Origin of the sequence: Pseudomonas songnenensis (genome assembly GCF_003696315.1) — a bacterium.
GTDB classification, from domain to species: Bacteria; Pseudomonadota; Gammaproteobacteria; order Pseudomonadales; family Pseudomonadaceae; genus Stutzerimonas; species Stutzerimonas songnenensis.
Genome location: NZ_RFFN01000002.1, coordinates 770,527 through 785,682, shown reverse-complemented (window position 1 = coordinate 785,682; position 15,156 = coordinate 770,527). Strand labels below are relative to the sequence as shown.

Here is a 15,156-nt window from a genome sequence, read left to right as displayed (position 1 = left end):
CCGCAGCGGCCGGCCGCGGCAAGACCATTGGCGCCGCGGCGAGAGGCCTTCGCTCAGGGGGTCGATTGCTCCTCGTCGGGGTCGCTGTCCGCGGCTTGCGCTTCGAGCAGGTCGTCGAAGTCGGTCTTCAGGCCCTGCTCCATGCCGTCGAGTTCGGCCAGCAGGCTGCGGAAGCTGGTCTGCTCCCGCGCGGGCGCCGGCGGCTCGTCCACAGTCGCGTCGGCGCGGGCCTGCAGGGCGACGGGTACGGCCGCATCCTCGTCGTCGAGCAGTGGGCGCAGCTCAGGCTCCATCTCACGCAACACTGCAAGCGGCGGCAGCTCATCAAGGTTCTTCAGATTGAAATGGTCGAGAAACTGCCGGGTCGTGGCGAACATCGCCGGGCGCCCCGGCACGTCACGATGGCCGACCACGCGAATCCACTCGCGCTCCTGCAACGTCTTGACGATCTGGCTGTTGACCGCAACGCCACGGATGTCCTCGATCTCGCCACGGGTGATCGGCTGGCGATAGGCGATCAGCGCCAGGGTTTCCAGCAGCGCGCGGGAATAACGCTGCGGACGCTCCTCCCAGAGGCGGCCGACCCACGGCGAGAAGCGCTGGCGCACCTGCAGGCGGTAACCGCTGGCGACCTCCTTGAGCTCGAACGCGCGGCCCTTGCAGGATTTTTCCAGCACTTCGAGCGCCTTCTTCAGCTGTGCCGAAGACGGCCGCTCGGCTTCCTCGAAGAGTTCGCCGAGGCGCTCCAGGGAAAGCGGTTTGCCGGATGCGAGCAGAAAGGCTTCGAGCAGCGAAGCGAGATCCTTGGGATCGGACAGGTCCACGGTTGACTCCTGCAAATGCCTATTCGGTACGGCTGCGCACATGGATCGGCGCGAAGGGCTCGTTCTGCACCAGCTCGACCAGCGACTCCTTGATCAGCTCGAGCACCGCCATGAAGGTCACCACTACGCCAAGGCGCCCTTCCTCGATCCTGAACAGCGTGACGAAGGGGACGAAACCGCCTCCCTTCAGGCGCTCGAGCACTTCGCTCATACGCTCGCGGGTCGACAGCGCTTCGCGGGTGACTTGGTGACTCTCGAACATGTCGGCACGGCGCAGCACTTCGGCCATCGACACCAGCAACTCTTCCAGACTGACTTCAGGAAGCAGCTTGCGCGCCCGCGCCTCGGGCGCATCGAGACGCGGCACCTGCAGGTCGCGACCGACCCGCGGCAGCTCGTCGATGTCTTCGGCGGCGGCCTTGAAACGCTCGTACTCCTGCAGCCTGCGGATCAGCTCCGCGCGCGGATCGTCCTCTTCCTCGGCGATCTCTGCCGAGCGCGGCAGCAGCATGCGTGACTTGATCTCGGCGAGCATCGCGGCCATCACCAGATATTCGGCGGCCAGCTCCAGGCGCACCGATTTCATCAGCTCGACGTAGCCCATGTACTGCCGGGTGATTTCCGCCACCGGGATGTCGAGGATGTCGATGTTCTGCTTGCGGATCAGGTAGAGCAGCAGGTCCAGCGGACCCTCGAAGGCTTCGAGGAAGACCTCCAGCGCGTCCGGCGGGATGTACAGGTCAAGCGGCAGCTCGGTCACCGCCTCGCCATAGACCAGCGCCAGCCGTAGCTGCTCGCCGGGCTGGATCGCTTCGGGACTGGAGGACTCGGTGTGCTGCATGGAAATCCTTCGGAGCAGGCTGCTTATGCGCCACTCAGCGGTAATTCAGGCCCATGGCCTGGCGAACTTCGATCAGCGTCTCACGGGCTTCGTCACGGGCGTGTTCCGCACCTTCGGCGAGGATACTGCGGACGAGGTCGGGATTCTGCTCGTAGTCCAGCGCGCGTTCCTGCAAGGGCGCCAGATCCGACCTGATGGCATCAATCAGCGGCGCCTTGCATTCCAGGCAGCCGATGCCGGCACTGCGACAGCCCTGTTCGGCCCATTGGCGGACATCCTCACCCGAGTGCACCAGATGCATCTGCCACACCGGGCAGCGCGTCGGCTCGCCCGGGTCGCTGCGATGTACGCGAGCAGGGTCGGTGGGCATGCGACGGATCTTCTCCTCGATCTCGTTCGGCGTGTCGCGCAGGTAGATGGCGTTGCTGTTCGATTTTGCCATCTTGCCGCCGTCGAGCCCGGAGATCTTCGGCGATTCGCCGAGCAGTGCCTGAGGCTCTGGCAGCAACAGCTTGCCGCAGCCTTCCAGGTAGCCGTAAAGCCGCTCCTGATCACCGATGGTGATGGTCTGCTGCTCCTTGATGATGGCGCGCGCGGTGTTCAGCGCGTCGACGTCACCCTGCTCCTGATAGCTCTTGCGCAGGCTGACATAGAGCCGCGAGGTCTTCTTGCCGAGCTTGCGGATCGCCGCTTCGGCCTTGTCCTCGAAATCCGCTTCGCGACCGTACAGATGATTGAAGCGCCGCGCCACGTCGCGGGCGAATTCGATATGTGGCAGCTGGTCGGCACCGACCGGCACCAGCCCGGCACGATAGATCAGGATGTCCGCCGCCTGCAGCAGTGGATAGCCGAGGAAGCCGTAGGTATCCAGGTCCTTGTGCTGCAGGTTCTGCTGCAACTCCTTGTAGGACGGCACCCGTTCCAGCCAGCCCAACGGGCAGATCATCGACAGCAACAGGTGCAGCTCGGCGTGCTCGGGTACCTGCGACTGGACGAACAGGGTCGCGGAACTCGGGCTGACGCCTGCGGCCAGCCAGTCCACCGCCATATCCATGATGTTCTGCGAGATTTCGCTGGAGTTCTCGTAGTCGGTGGTCAGCGCATGCCAGTCGACGATGCAGAAGAAACACTCGTACTCGTGCTGCAGCCTGACCCAGTTCTTCAGCACGCCGTTGTAGTGGCCGAGGTGAAGCCGACCACTCGGGCGCATACCGGATACCACGCGCCGCTGCGAATCCATGGAGCTCAAAAGGGTGTCCTTAGTTGATAGTGTACGGGCACGCTGCCTTTCAGCCTCAGGCCATGAAGGGTGCTGGATCGCCACAACCGACCCGCACCACCTCGGGCTGGTCGTCGACCAGGCTGACCACCGTCGATGCTTCGACGCCACCGTAACCGCCATCGATGATCAGGTCTACCTGGTGCTCCAGCACATCGCGCATCTCGTACGGATCGCTCATCGGCAGCTCCTGTCCGGGCAGGATCAGACTGACGCTCATCAGCGGCTCACCGAGCTCTTCCAGCAGCGCCTGGGCGATTGGCTGCGCGGGCACACGCAGGCCGATGGTGCGGCGCTTGGGGTGCAATAACATGCGCGGCACTTCGCGGGTGGCCGAGAGGATGATGGTGTAGGGCCCCGGCAGGTGCGCCTTGAGCAGGCGAAAGGCGGCGGTATCGACCTTGGCGAACAGGCCCAGCTGCGAAAGGTCGCGGCAGGCCAGAGTGAAGTTGTGCTTGTCGTCCAGCTGGCGCAGCCGGCGGATGCGCTCGATGCCTGCCTTGTTGCCGATCGAGCAGCCAACGGCATAACTGGAATCGGTCGGATAGACCACCACGCCGCCCTTGCGGATGATCTCCACGGCCTGCTTGATCAGGCGCGGTTGCGGGTTGTCCGGGTGGATCTGAAAGAACTGGCTCATGGAAACTCCCTGTTCAGCTGGCAGCAGATGTGCGGCGCTCATGATCGAAATGTCTCCAAAGCGGCGACAGGTCTTCCGGCAGGCTGCGGTACAACCCAAGCTCCGACCAGTCGCCGGGCGCATGGAAATCACTACCGACCGTGGCCATCAGGCCCAGCTCGCGGACCAGCGTGGACAGACCGCCAACCTGTTCCAGCGGCTGCATGCCATTGACCACTTCCAGCGCATGACCGCCAGCCTGGGCGAAATCGATGACCAGTCGGCGCCGCTTGCTGCGCGTGAAATCATATTGCCAGGGGTGTGCCAGGCTGATCCAGGCGCCGGAGTCGCGCAAGGTCTGTACGGTCTGCTCAAGGCTTGGCCAGTGCTGCTTGACGTCACCGAGCTTGCCCGAGCCCAGCCACTTGCGAAATGCCTCGGCGCGATCACGCACGTGACCGGCACGCACCAGAAAATCAGCGAAGTGCGGGCGCGCTGGTGCGTTGCCGCTATCGCCGAGTTCCTGCTGGATCGCTCGAGCCCCTTCGAGCGCACCGGGCATCCCTTTCGCTTCGAGCCGCTGAGCAATCAGCTCGGCGCGGCGCCAGCGCCCCTCGTGCAACTGCGCGATCGACTGCTGCAAAGCCGGCGCCTCGGCGTCGAACGCATAGCCCAATACATGAATGGTAGCCCCGTTCCAAAGACACGACAGCTCGATGCCATTGACCAACTGCATGCCCAGCCCCTGCGCCGTGCTCCGCGCCTCGGCAAGACCGTCCACCGTGTCGTGGTCGGTGAGTGCCAGCAGCTGGATGCCCCGCGCATGAGCGCGTTGCACCAGAATGGCAGGTGCCAGCGCGCCATCCGAGGCGGTGCTATGGCAATGCAGATCGACAATCATCTAGTAAGGCACTCCGGTGAGGTGCTGAGACCTCGAGAAAAAAGCCGTCCAGCCCTGGCGATAAACTTCTCACCTGGCCCGATCAAACTGGGCGCTCGCGCAGACGGCCGGCTAGTCTAACGCCGCATCGTGGCTTTGGCTTGCATCGTCGCCGTTGCCGCATCGCCCCGTCACGTTCGCGGCGAAACCACCCCTGCTTCGACCGCTGATCCAGCCCAGCGTGCGATCAACCGGCTACCAGACATGCACAGCACTTTCGCGGCAAACGCGGTTTGCTATGATGCCGCGCTGCACGCCGGCAGCAGCCAGCGCGCCTGCACGGGCGCTACCCACTGACCTGCCGGTAGCTCACCATTGACCTGGGCTTTTAGCGTTACTCAAGCCATCGAAGCGAACGAGGACCGACCATGCTGTACGCCGTTATCGCCACTGACGCCCCGAACTCCCTGCAGAACCGCCTCGCCACCCGCCCGGCGCACCTCGCGCGCCTGGAGCAGCTGAAGAACGAAGGTCGCCTGGTGCTTGCCGGTCCGCACCCGGCCATCGACAGCAACGACCCGGGTGAAGCGGGCTTCAGCGGCAGCCTGGTTGTAGCCGAGTTCGACTCTCTGGAAGCGGCGCAGCAGTGGGCCGATGCCGATCCCTATATAGCCGCAGGTGTTTACGCGAACGTAGTGGTCAAGCCGTTCAAGAAAGTGCTGCCCTGAGCCGACACAGCAGGGAATAGCGAATCTGCCCCGGCCGCTGGCGCTCCACGGCCTCGTAAGGAAATAGGAGTTCCGATGCGTCAACGACCGCTCTCCCTGTTGCTTGCCCTGATGCTGCTTGCCCCGGTACTACACGCCGAGGAAGCGGTGCCGGAACCCCATGTTCCAGCAGACGAATCCAGCGATTCCATCGACATCGAAGAGATGCAAGTCGCGCCTGAACCACAGGCCGCGACGCCGGGTGCCGACACTACCCAAGCGTTGCTGCTGCGCCTGCGCGAAGAAAACCGACGCCTGCGCCTGCAATTGCAAACCGAGCAGGCGAAAGCGGCGCCGGTACTGCTGAACGATCAGCAGCAATGGTTCGCCGTGGGCGGTGCAGTCGGTGTCGTCAGTTTTACCCTGGGCCTATTGGTCTCGCGTGGCCGCCGCCGACGCCAGTGGCTCAACTGATCAATCGAGCCGACATGAGTGAACTACTGCTTATCGACGACGACCAGGAGCTTTGCGAGCTGCTGATCAGCTGGCTGGCTCAGGAAGGCTTCGTCGCCCACGCCTGCCACGACGGCAAGAGTGCGCGCCAGGCACTCGCAGAGCACCAACCGGCGGCGGTGGTACTGGACGTGATGCTTCCTGATGGCAGCGGCCTGGAGCTGCTCAAACAGCTGCGCAGCGAGCATCCGGAGCTGCCGGTATTGATGCTTTCCGGCCGTGGCGAGCCCCTGGATCGCATTCTGGGTCTCGAACTCGGTGCCGACGATTACCTGGCCAAGCCATGCGACCCTCGCGAACTTACCGCGCGCCTGCGTGCCGTTCTGCGCCGTAGCCAGCCGCCGGCGACGCCGAGCCAGGTCGAACTCGGCGATCTCTGTTACAGCCCCGCGCGCGGCATAGCCAGTGTCGGCGGTGCTGAGGTCAGCCTGACGTTGTCGGAGGGTCGCATTCTCGAGGCCCTGCTGGCCCAACCCGGCGAGCCGATGGACAAACAGGCCCTGGCCCAGCATGCACTGGGCCGCAAGCTCACCCTCTACGACCGTAGCCTGGACATGCACGTCAGCAACCTGCGGCGCAAGCTTGGCCCCCACGCCGACGGCAGCCCACGCATCGTGGCGCTGCGCAGCCGCGGCTACCTTTACGCCGTCTGACCGTCTTTACCGAGGCTTTACCCTGGGCTGACCGCGCTTGACCTTGCCCTGCATAGACTGAACTCATCCGGTCACAGCCCGCCGACAGCGTTCAGCATGCTGCGGCACGGCCGGTGTCCCTTATCCAGGAGAGTATTCAGATGCGCAAATCACTCGTAGCCCTGCTGTTCGCCGCCGCCCTGCCAGCCCTCGCCGTCGCCATGCCTGGTGGCATGCAGGATGGGCAGCACCCGGGCAAGCGTGCCCCCCACATGTTTCACGGCCTGGACCTGACCAAAGAGCAACAGCGCGAAATGCGCAAGCTGATGGGCGAGCAGATGAGACAGCGCCATGAAATCACCCAGCGCTATCTCGACAAACTGCCCGAAGCCGAGCGCAAGGCCATGCAGAACGATCTGGACGCCAGCCGGGAAAAAACCCACCAGAGCATGCGCGCCCTGCTCAAGCCCGAGCAGCAACAGGCCTTCGACGAAGGCATGAAGAAGATGGAAGAAAAGCGCGCCGAGCGTGCCGAGTTCCTTGAGTGGAAGGCCGAGCGCGATCAAAAGAACTGATCCCGGGCTTTCCTGAAACCTGCCCGGCCAGCTTCCCCCAGCGTGCGCAACGCAGAACGGAAGCTGGCCGGGCTTTGCCGTGGAGAAAACCCGTGCGATCACTGTTCTGGCGCATACTCGCGACATTCTGGCTGGCCATCGCGCTGGTTGCCGGCCTGGCGATGCTGCTTGGCCACGCGTTGAACCAGGACGCCTGGATTCTCGGCCGTCACCCGGCGCTGCAAGGTCTTGCCGAAACCTGGACGGAAGTCTACGAACGCCAGGGCCCGCTGGCCGCACAACGTCTGCTCGAACAGCACCGGCACCGCTCGCGCGTCGATGTGCAGGTGCTCGCCGAGAACGGCCAGCCGATCATTCGCGGCACCTTTCCCGCCCGCGCCGCCGCCTTCGAAGCACGCCACCAGAATCGCGAGCGCCAACTGCCCTGGCGTCGCTTGACGGCCGATTACACCAGCCCCACCAGCGGCGAAACCTATCTGTTCATTTACCGCATTCCGCATCCCGAGCTGCAAGCCTGGCACCGGGGCAGTCTGGCGTGGCCACTGAGCGCACTGGGCATCGCCCTGGTGGTGCTCACCGGCTTCAGCCTGCTACTGACGCTATCGATAACCCGTCCGCTGGACCGACTGCGCCGGGCGGTGCATGACCTGGGGCAGACCAGCTACCAACAGCAATCTCTGGCCCGCCTGGCGACCCGTCGCGACGAGCTTGGCCTGCTGGCCAGCGACTTCAACCGCATGGGCGCACGCCTGCAGGCACTGATCAGCAGCCAGCGTCAGCTGCTGCGCGATGTGTCCCACGAGCTGCGTTCACCACTGGCACGCCTGCGCATTGCCCAGGCACTCGCCGAACGTGCCAGTCCGAGCGAGCGGGAAGTGATCTGGCCGCGCCTGGCCAAGGAGTGCGACCGCCTGGAAGCCCTGATCAGCGAGATTCTCGAACTCTCTCGCCTGGATGCCGAGCCAGGCACCGCAGCGTGCGTCGATCTGCCAGCAATGTTTGAACAACTGGAAGACAACGCCCGCATCATCGCCCCGAACCAGCGCATCGACAGTCGGGTACAGCCGGGTATTCGACTGATTGGCTGGACGGACATGCTGGAGCGCGCACTGGACAACCTGTTGCGCAACGCCCTGCGTTTCAATCCAGAAGGAGTACCTGTGGAGCTGCATGCGCAGCGCGAAGGGAACGAGGTGGTACTCAGCGTGCGCGACCACGGCCCCGGGGTCGCCGACGAGCATCTACCGCAACTCAGCGAGCCCTTCTTCCGCGCGCCAGGGCAAACGGCTGCCGGGCATGGCCTCGGACTGGCCATCGCCCGCCGCGCAGCCGAGCGCCATGGTGGACAACTGGAGCTGACCAACCATCCCGACGGCGGCTTCGTTGCCAGTCTGCGTCTGCCGCTGGCGGACGATTCGGGCCAGGGCCAAAGCCTTCAGATACCGGGTTGACCATCCCAACCGGCAACGAAAGCCTGCGGGTCGAGCACCGGCGCCGTGCGCACCCGCCCCTCGGGTGTTCCAAGGTACAGGAAGCCCAGCACGTGCTCCTGCTCGCTCAATCCCAGCCCCTCGAGTACATGACGATCGTAGGCAAACTCACCGGTGCGCCACACCGCACCGATCCCCTGCGCGTGGGCAGCCAGCAGCAGGCCGTGGGTCGCGCACCCGGCAGCGAGCAACTGCTCGCCGTCCGGCACTTTCGGGTGCGCCTTGAGGCTCGCGATCACAACGATCAGCATCGGTGCACGCAGCGGCATGTTGCGTGCTTTCTGCACGGCCTCTTCGGAAGCCTCCGGGTTACGCAATTGCAAGGCGGCCGCAAACAGCTCACCGAGCTTGTGCCGCGCAGCGCCCTCGATGGTCAGAAAGCGCCAGGGATGCAGTTGGCCGTGATCCGGCGCGCGTAGCGCCGAGCGGAAGAGCAGATCGAGTTGAGCGGCATCGGGGGCCGGCTCGCACAGGCGAGTGACCGATACGCGATTGAGCAACAGGTCCAGAGCGTCCATCCATTACCTCCTAAGGCGGTCGGACATTCTAGAGGGTGTTGCCGCCGTATCGCGAGTGATGACCGCTACATGGTCCGGCCTGAATGCTCAGGCCACGCGATCCGGAGACAGATGCGGTTGCAACGGTGGCACCAGCGGTGGCAACCCATGTGCGGCCCGCGCCGCATCGCAGTGCGGATTGTGCTCGCCATTCTCCCAGGAGGCCTCGAACTCGCGACAGGTGCTGGATCGCTGTTCGTACATGCTGCAACGAACCCCGCAACCTACGTCACCCAGCAGGCCGACACAGCGGGCGGGTTTGCTGTCGGTGCCGAGCATGGCCACATGAAATGGCGAAACCTGGACCGTCAGGTGATCCGGAACCGCGCCGCCAGCCGATACGCATTCACCAAAATAGAAGGACACTCGAAAGTACGCGCAGCAAGCGCCGCACGTGAGGCAGGGATTTTCGATGGACATGGCAGGTGAACACCCAGAGACCGGAAATGGCCGGCGCCAGGGCGGCTATTCTATTCATGCCACTCGCCTTGGGAAGAGGCGACGGGCGCGCAGCGAAAACATTTTTCAACTAACCGCCGAGCGGTTTACTGCCGCGAAGACGCGGGTAGAATGACCGCCCTCTTTCACCGTGCCGAGCACCTTCTACATGGCCCTGCCGACCCTGCGCATCATCGGTTTCATTCTCGGCATATTTCTGATCACCCTTGCGGTCAGCATGATCATTCCGATGCTCACGCTGTTGGCTTACGAGCGCACCGATGATCTGCAGGCGTTCATCTGGGGCAGCCTGATCACCTTCTCCTGCGGCTTCGCCCTGGTCGCGCCGGGTCGACCGGCCAATACCCATCTGCGACCGCGGGACATGTACTTCCTGACGACGATCAGCTGGGTAGTGGTCTGCTGTTTTGCCGCATTGCCACTGATGCTGATACAGCACATCAGCTATTCGGATGCGTTCTTCGAAACCATGTCAGGCATCACCACCACCGGAGCGACCGTACTCTCGGGACTGGACAGCGCTTCCCCGGGGCTGCTCATGTGGCGTTCGCTGCTGCACTGGCTGGGCGGTATCGGCTTCATCGGCATGGCGATCGCGATCCTGCCGCTGCTGCGCGTCGGCGGCATGCGACTGTTCCAGACCGAGTCGTCGGACTGGTCCGAGAAGGTGATGCCACGCTCGCATGTTGCCGGACAGTACCTGCTGGTCATCTATGTGACCTTCACCATCGCGGCATTCGTGGCCTTCCTGCTGACAGGCATGAGCATCTTCGATGCCATCAACCATGCGATGTCGACCGTCGCTACGGGTGGCTTCTCCACCTCCGATGCCTCGATGGGCAAGTTCGGCCCATCCGCGCACTGGGTCGCGATCTTCTTCATGCTGCTCGGCAGCCTGCCGTTCACCCTGTATGTGATGACGCTGCGCGGCCATCACACCGCCTTGTTCAGGGATCAGCAGGTACGGGGCTTCGTGATGATGCTTGCAATCACCAGCCTGTTGTTCAGCGGCTGGTACTGGTTGAACAACGATATTCCCGCGCTGGATGCGCTGCGCATCGTGACGTTCAGCGTGGTATCGGTGGTTACCACCACCGGTTTTGCGGTGGATGACTACACCCAGTGGGGCGGTTTCGCCGTCATGGCGTTCTTCTATCTCACCTTCGTCGGCGGCTGTTCGGGCTCGACGTCCGGCGGGCTGAAGATGTTCCGCTTTCAGGTCGCCTATTCGCTACTGCGGGCCAACTTCAAACAGCTGATTCACCCCCGCGCTGTAATCCGTCAGCAGTACAACGGACACAATCTCGACGAAGAAATCGTCCGCTCGATTCTCACCTTCTCCTTCTTCATCACCATGACCATCGGCGTACTGGCGCTATGTCTGGCATTGCTGGGCCTGGACCCGATCACCGCGCTCACCGGCGCAGCGACTGCCGTGTGCAACGTCGGCCCGGGACTGGGGGAGATCATCGGCCCGGCGGGCAACTTCTCCACGCTGCCCGATACCGCCAAATGGTTACTGTCGATCGGCATGCTGCTGGGTCGACTGGAGATCATCACCGTACTGGTCTTGCTGACCCCGGCATTCTGGCGTCACTGATCAGGCTGCTGCTCCTGACCCACGCTTGAACAGCCGACCACCAAGCGTCACCAGAGCCAGCACAAGAGCGCCTGCGACGATGCCGAATGCGGCATCGAGCAGCGTCGGCAGCAGCCCGCCCAGCACCGCCCCGACGTAAGGCAGCCCGAGGGCGTCATGGGCGCTGCTCTCGATGAAATGATGCACGGCGCGGATACCGTGGGTGAGGATGCCGCCGCCGACCATGAACATTGCCGCGGTGCCGATGACCGACAGGGATTTCATCAGCCAGGGCGCGACACTGAGAATGCCGCGCCCGATGGCGCTGACCGCGCCACTGGCCCGCTTGCTCAACGCCAGGCCAAGATCGTCGAGTTTGACGATGGCCGCGACCAAGCCATAGACGCCCACCGTCATGAGAATGGCGATGCCTACCAGCACCAGCACCTGCTGGCTGAACGACGCCGCAGCGACCGTGCCGAGGGTGATGGCGATGATTTCGGCCGACAGGATGAAGTCGGTGCGCACCGCGCCACTGATCTTTTTCTTCTCGAACGCAACCATGTCTACCGAGGGGTCGGCAAGCGCCCTCACCGTCTCGACATGTTCGCCGCGATCCTTGTGCAGAAAGCGGTGCGCCAGTTTTTCGAAGCCCTCGTAACAGAGAAAGGCGCCCCCGAGCATCAGCAGGGGCGTGATCGCCCACGGCAGAAAGGCACTGATCAACAATGCAGCCGGTACCAGAATCGCCTTGTTGCGAAACGACCCCTTGGCGACGGCCCAGACCACCGGCAGTTCGCGGTCGGCCTTTACACCGGTTACCTGCTGGGCATTGAGGGCGAGATCATCGCCCAGCACACCGGCGGTTTTCTTCGCCGCGACCTTGGTCATGACCGACACGTCGTCGAGCACGGTGGCAATATCGTCAATCAACGCGAGGAGGCTGGTAGCCAATTGGGTGTCTCCGCTACTGGAAAAGGCGCATATCAATACCCGATCTGCTGTAGCTAAGGCTACGCCCATGCATGCCGGTTCCTAGGGTCGGGATCGTGCAGCCAGACGGTACTCGCCGGGCGTCATGCCGAACCAGCGTTTGAACGCACGGTAGAAATTGCTCGGGTCGGCAAAGCCCAGCAGATAGGCGATTTCCAGCGGCGCAAGATCCGGCTGAGCCAGATGCTGAACTGCCAGGTCGCGGCGGGTATCGTCGAGCAGTTGCTGGAACGTGCTCCCCTCCTCCTGCAGGCGCCGCTGCAAGGTGCGCTCGGACAGACACAGCGCCTGCGCAACAATCTCGCGCCGGGGTTCGCCCTGGGGAAGCAGCCGACACAGAATCTGCCGTGCGCGGTGTAACACCCGAGTGTCCGCGAACCGTGAAAGGTACTCACCAGCGAAACGATCGTGCAGCTGCGCCAGCGCCTCATTGGCAGTTGGCAGGGGCATTTCGACGTCGGCCTGACGGAACAGCAGCGCATAGCGCTGCGCTTCGAAGCGCAGCGGCGCCTGGAACAGTTGCCGGTAGGGCCCGAGATCGTCCGGTGCCGCCCCCTGAAAACTCACCTCCAACGGCCGCAGCATCGTTCCGCTCAGCCAGCGGCAGAACGTCAGACACCCCGCCAGCGAGCCTTCGGCGCTTTGTCGAGCCGGTGGCAACCGGTCACCGAGGATCGTCAGGCTCAGCCGATACCCTTCTGCACAGGGCTGGAAATCCAGGTCGGCCCCCTCGGCGATGATCCGCTGATAGCGCACCAGCCGGGCGAAACCCTCCTTCAGATTGCGGCTGGACATCAATGCATAACCAACGACGTTCAGCGCGGCGGGACGCACCTGGCGGGCCATGTCCAGGCCGATCGCCGGGTTGCCGGAAACCGCCACCGCACGCTGCCACAGGCGGGTCATATCGTCTTGCGCAAAACGCGCATCGGGATCGCTCAGGGCCGAATAATCGAGGCCCAGTTCGCCGAACAGCTGGCGGCAGTCGACCCCTGCGGACTCCAGGCTCTGGACGATGCCCTGCGCCCAGCTAGAGGAAGTGGTGCGTACGATCATGTGGTTGTTGTTCTTCTGGATGTCGGTCAGCTGCAGTCAAGGCTACTAAACTGGCCGTGATTGTCACTGACGCGAAAGGTCTGAGGTGCTTAATCTGGCCCCGACAATAACAGGAGGTAAGCCATGAGTACGCAAACCGCCGAACGCTTTACCCGCTTTGCCGACTTCTACCCGTTCTACCTGGCCGAGCACCGCAACCCTACTTGCAGGCGCCTGCACTTCGCCGGCAGCCTCTTGGTGCTGGCCATTCTGGGCTATGCAGTGTTCACCCAGCAGTGGCTCTGGCTGCTCGCCATGCCACTGGCGGGGTATGGCTTCGCCTGGATCGGGCACTTCATCTTCGAGAAGAACCGCCCCGCAACGTTTCAGTATCCGCTGTACAGCTTTCTGGGCGACTGGGTCATGTTCAAGGACATACTGACCGGCCGTATCCGCTTCTGAGAAGACGGCAGCATATCCGACGGGCGCTACGCCTGTTTTTCACCTCCGGTTTGGCGATGGGGCGTGGCTTGGTTATGATCTGTCGGCTGTCATGCAGGGCGGTCTCCACCAAGCCAGCTCTTCGACGGCGAGACTGCATGCCGAACCGTGCCATTTCTCCGCCACCGCCTTCGCTGCGGACGGAGCGCGCTCGCGTCAGTCTGCAAGGCGCTTAGAAAAGGCGTCGACACACTACCAGGGATCGTACGCATACATGACTTCCACCACGGTTGAGCGCCGCAACGGCCTCGCTACTCGCCCATTGCGCGAGTACTACTCGCGTGTGCTCGCCTATCTGATCTGCGCCGCGACGCTAGCCGCTGGTACCTACACCCAGTATTTCTCGATGGATCTGTTGTGGATGGTGCCGTATGCCCTGCTCTATCCGCACCTCGCCTATCACCTGAGCTACCGATTCAAGCGCGACCATCCCGAGCGTACCTCGCAGGTCCTGCTCTGCCTCGACGCACTGAATGCAGGTGCCGGTGTATCGCTGCTCGGTTTCTCGATCGTGCCCAGCCTGATGTTTCTACTGACGCTCAGCTTCAGCGCCCTGGTGATCGGCAGCCTGCGTAACCTGCTGATGGCCCTGATCTGCGCCGCCGCCGGAACAGGCCTGACACTCCTTGCCATACCGATGGAATACCAGGGCACCACACCGCCGCTGGTGTCGCTGGTCAGCATCCTGTTCACCACCCTGTACGTCTGCGCAACCGCCTACTTCGTCCACCAGCAAGGGCTGCGTTTGGCGATTGCCCGCAAGGAGATCGAAACGGAACAGGCCAAGGCCGCCCGTTTGGCGCGCAATCTGGCCAAATACCTTTCGCCACAGGTGTGGGAGTCGATCTTCACGGGCAAGCGCAGCGTTCGTCTGGAGACCCAGCGCAAGCGTCTGACCGTGTTCTTTTCCGACATCAAGGGCTTTACTGAACTCGCCGAGGAGCTGGAAGCCGAAGCACTCACCGATCTGCTCAACAACTACCTCAACGAAATGTCGAAGATCGCCCTCAAGTACGGCGGCACCATCGACAAGTTCGTCGGCGATTGCGTGATGGTGTTCTTTGGCGACCCGAGCACCCAAGGCTCCAAGAAGGATGCCGTAGCGGCAGTGTCCATGGCGATCGCCATGCGCAAACACATGAAGGTTCTGCGCCAGCAGTGGCGTGCCCAGGGCATCACCAAGCCCATGGAAATCCGCATGGGCATCAACACCGGCTACTGCACGGTAGGTAACTTCGGTGCGGATACCCGCATGGACTACACCATCATCGGTCGCGAAGTGAACCTGGCCAGTCGCTTGGAAAGCGCAGCCGAAGCCAGCGAGATTCTGGTTTCCCATGAAACCTACTCGCTGATCAAGGACGTGATCATGTGCCGTGACAAGGGGCAGATTCCGGTCAAGGGCTTCTCCCGTCCGGTGCAGATCTATCAGGTTGTCGACTTCCGCCGTGATCTGGGCGCCACCTGCAGCTTCGTCGAGCACGAGCTTCCGGGATTCTCCATGTACCTGGACACCAACGGCGTGCAGAACTTCGACAAGGAGCGCGTCATCCAGGCTTTGCAGCAGGCCGCGGATAAACTTCGCGACAAGGTTATCCTCTGATCTTCTGACCCACCGGCCACCTGCCGCCGACCCATTGCAGTGGCCCGCGATGTGCCTGCCTTCGAGACC

The 15,156-nt window shown here is 63.2% G+C and carries 17 protein-coding genes; 8 read left to right on the top strand and 9 right to left on the bottom strand.

What is annotated here, in order from left to right:
* Window positions 1-53: 53 nt before the first annotated feature.
* The 5 genes from scpB to EA798_RS08095 form a co-directional block, all read right to left on the bottom strand.
* A complete protein-coding gene (scpB, locus tag EA798_RS08115) occupies window positions 54-824 on the bottom strand; it encodes an SMC-Scp complex subunit ScpB (RefSeq protein WP_122098601.1) in 771 nt (256 codons plus the stop codon).
* Between the two features lie 19 nt (window positions 825-843).
* Window positions 844-1,542, bottom strand: coding sequence for a segregation and condensation protein A (locus EA798_RS08110; RefSeq protein WP_167462919.1), 699 nt, complete (start codon window positions 1,540-1,542; stop codon window positions 844-846).
* 157 nt (window positions 1,543-1,699) lie between these two features.
* Window positions 1,700-2,905 carry a tryptophan--tRNA ligase gene (locus tag EA798_RS08105; protein ID WP_208643717.1) on the bottom strand — a complete coding sequence of 402 codons (1,206 nt, stop codon included), beginning with the start codon at window positions 2,903-2,905 and terminating at the stop codon, window positions 1,700-1,702.
* Between the two features lie 55 nt (window positions 2,906-2,960).
* A complete protein-coding gene (locus EA798_RS08100; protein ID WP_106158437.1) occupies window positions 2,961-3,584 on the bottom strand; it encodes an L-threonylcarbamoyladenylate synthase in 624 nt (207 codons plus the stop codon).
* Between the two features lie 13 nt (window positions 3,585-3,597).
* The gene (locus EA798_RS08095; protein ID WP_106158436.1) at window positions 3,598-4,464 is read right to left on the bottom strand and encodes a PHP domain-containing protein; all 867 of its coding nucleotides are present in this window, start codon (window positions 4,462-4,464) and stop codon (window positions 3,598-3,600) included.
* 407 nt (window positions 4,465-4,871) lie between these two features.
* Between EA798_RS08095 and EA798_RS08090 the strand changes: the two genes are divergently transcribed.
* The 5 genes from EA798_RS08090 to EA798_RS08070 all read left to right on the top strand — a co-directional run bounded on the left by EA798_RS08090 (window position 4,872) and on the right by EA798_RS08070 (window position 8,321).
* A complete protein-coding gene (locus EA798_RS08090; protein WP_015276730.1) occupies window positions 4,872-5,171 on the top strand; it encodes a YciI family protein in 300 nt (99 codons plus the stop codon).
* Between the two features lie 75 nt (window positions 5,172-5,246).
* Entirely contained in the window at window positions 5,247-5,624 is a 378-nt protein-coding gene (locus tag EA798_RS08085) for an SH3 domain-containing protein (RefSeq protein WP_106158435.1), read from the top strand.
* A 14-nt stretch (window positions 5,625-5,638) separates the two neighbouring features.
* Window positions 5,639-6,316: a response regulator transcription factor gene (locus EA798_RS08080; RefSeq protein WP_106158434.1), complete on the top strand. Its 678-nt coding sequence runs from the start codon at window positions 5,639-5,641 to the stop codon at window positions 6,314-6,316.
* Window positions 6,317-6,456: 140 nt separating this feature from the next.
* Window positions 6,457-6,870: a periplasmic heavy metal sensor gene (locus EA798_RS08075; RefSeq protein WP_106158433.1), complete on the top strand. Its 414-nt coding sequence runs from the start codon at window positions 6,457-6,459 to the stop codon at window positions 6,868-6,870.
* A gap of 92 nt (window positions 6,871-6,962) precedes the next feature.
* Complete coding sequence (locus EA798_RS08070) at window positions 6,963-8,321, top strand: sensor histidine kinase (RefSeq protein ID WP_122098598.1); 1,359 nt, start codon at window positions 6,963-6,965, stop codon at window positions 8,319-8,321.
* Here the strand turns inward: EA798_RS08070 and EA798_RS08065 are convergent.
* Both EA798_RS08065 and EA798_RS08060 read right to left on the bottom strand, forming a co-directional pair.
* Window positions 8,306-8,878 (bottom strand): NAD(P)H nitroreductase, encoded by a 573-nt coding sequence (locus EA798_RS08065; RefSeq protein ID WP_106158431.1) that lies wholly within the window; start codon window positions 8,876-8,878, stop codon window positions 8,306-8,308. The two genes, EA798_RS08070 and EA798_RS08065, sit on opposite strands and share 16 nt — an antisense overlap.
* 87 nt (window positions 8,879-8,965) lie before the next feature.
* Entirely contained in the window at window positions 8,966-9,337 is a 372-nt protein-coding gene (locus EA798_RS08060) for a YkgJ family cysteine cluster protein (protein WP_106158430.1), read from the bottom strand.
* 187 nt (window positions 9,338-9,524) lie between these two features.
* Here EA798_RS08060 and EA798_RS08055 point away from each other — a divergent pair, with 187 nt between their 5' ends.
* Complete coding sequence (locus EA798_RS08055; RefSeq protein ID WP_106158429.1) at window positions 9,525-10,976, top strand: TrkH family potassium uptake protein; 1,452 nt, start codon at window positions 9,525-9,527, stop codon at window positions 10,974-10,976.
* Here the strand turns inward: EA798_RS08055 and EA798_RS08050 are convergent, their stop codons facing one another.
* Both EA798_RS08050 and EA798_RS08045 read right to left on the bottom strand, forming a co-directional pair.
* Complete coding sequence (locus EA798_RS08050; protein ID WP_122098597.1) at window positions 10,977-11,909, bottom strand: DUF808 domain-containing protein; 933 nt, start codon at window positions 11,907-11,909, stop codon at window positions 10,977-10,979.
* A gap of 81 nt (window positions 11,910-11,990) precedes the next feature.
* Complete coding sequence (locus EA798_RS08045) at window positions 11,991-13,004, bottom strand: AraC family transcriptional regulator (protein WP_106158427.1); 1,014 nt, start codon at window positions 13,002-13,004, stop codon at window positions 11,991-11,993.
* A gap of 123 nt (window positions 13,005-13,127) precedes the next feature.
* Here EA798_RS08045 and EA798_RS08040 point away from each other — a divergent pair, with 123 nt between their 5' ends.
* A complete protein-coding gene (locus tag EA798_RS08040) occupies window positions 13,128-13,445 on the top strand; it encodes an Mpo1-like protein (RefSeq protein WP_106158426.1) in 318 nt (105 codons plus the stop codon).
* A 253-nt stretch (window positions 13,446-13,698) separates the two neighbouring features.
* Window positions 13,699-15,087, top strand: a complete 1,389-nt coding sequence (locus EA798_RS08035) for an adenylate/guanylate cyclase domain-containing protein (protein ID WP_106158425.1) — start codon at window positions 13,699-13,701, stop codon at window positions 15,085-15,087.
* Window positions 15,088-15,156 lie beyond the last annotated feature (69 nt).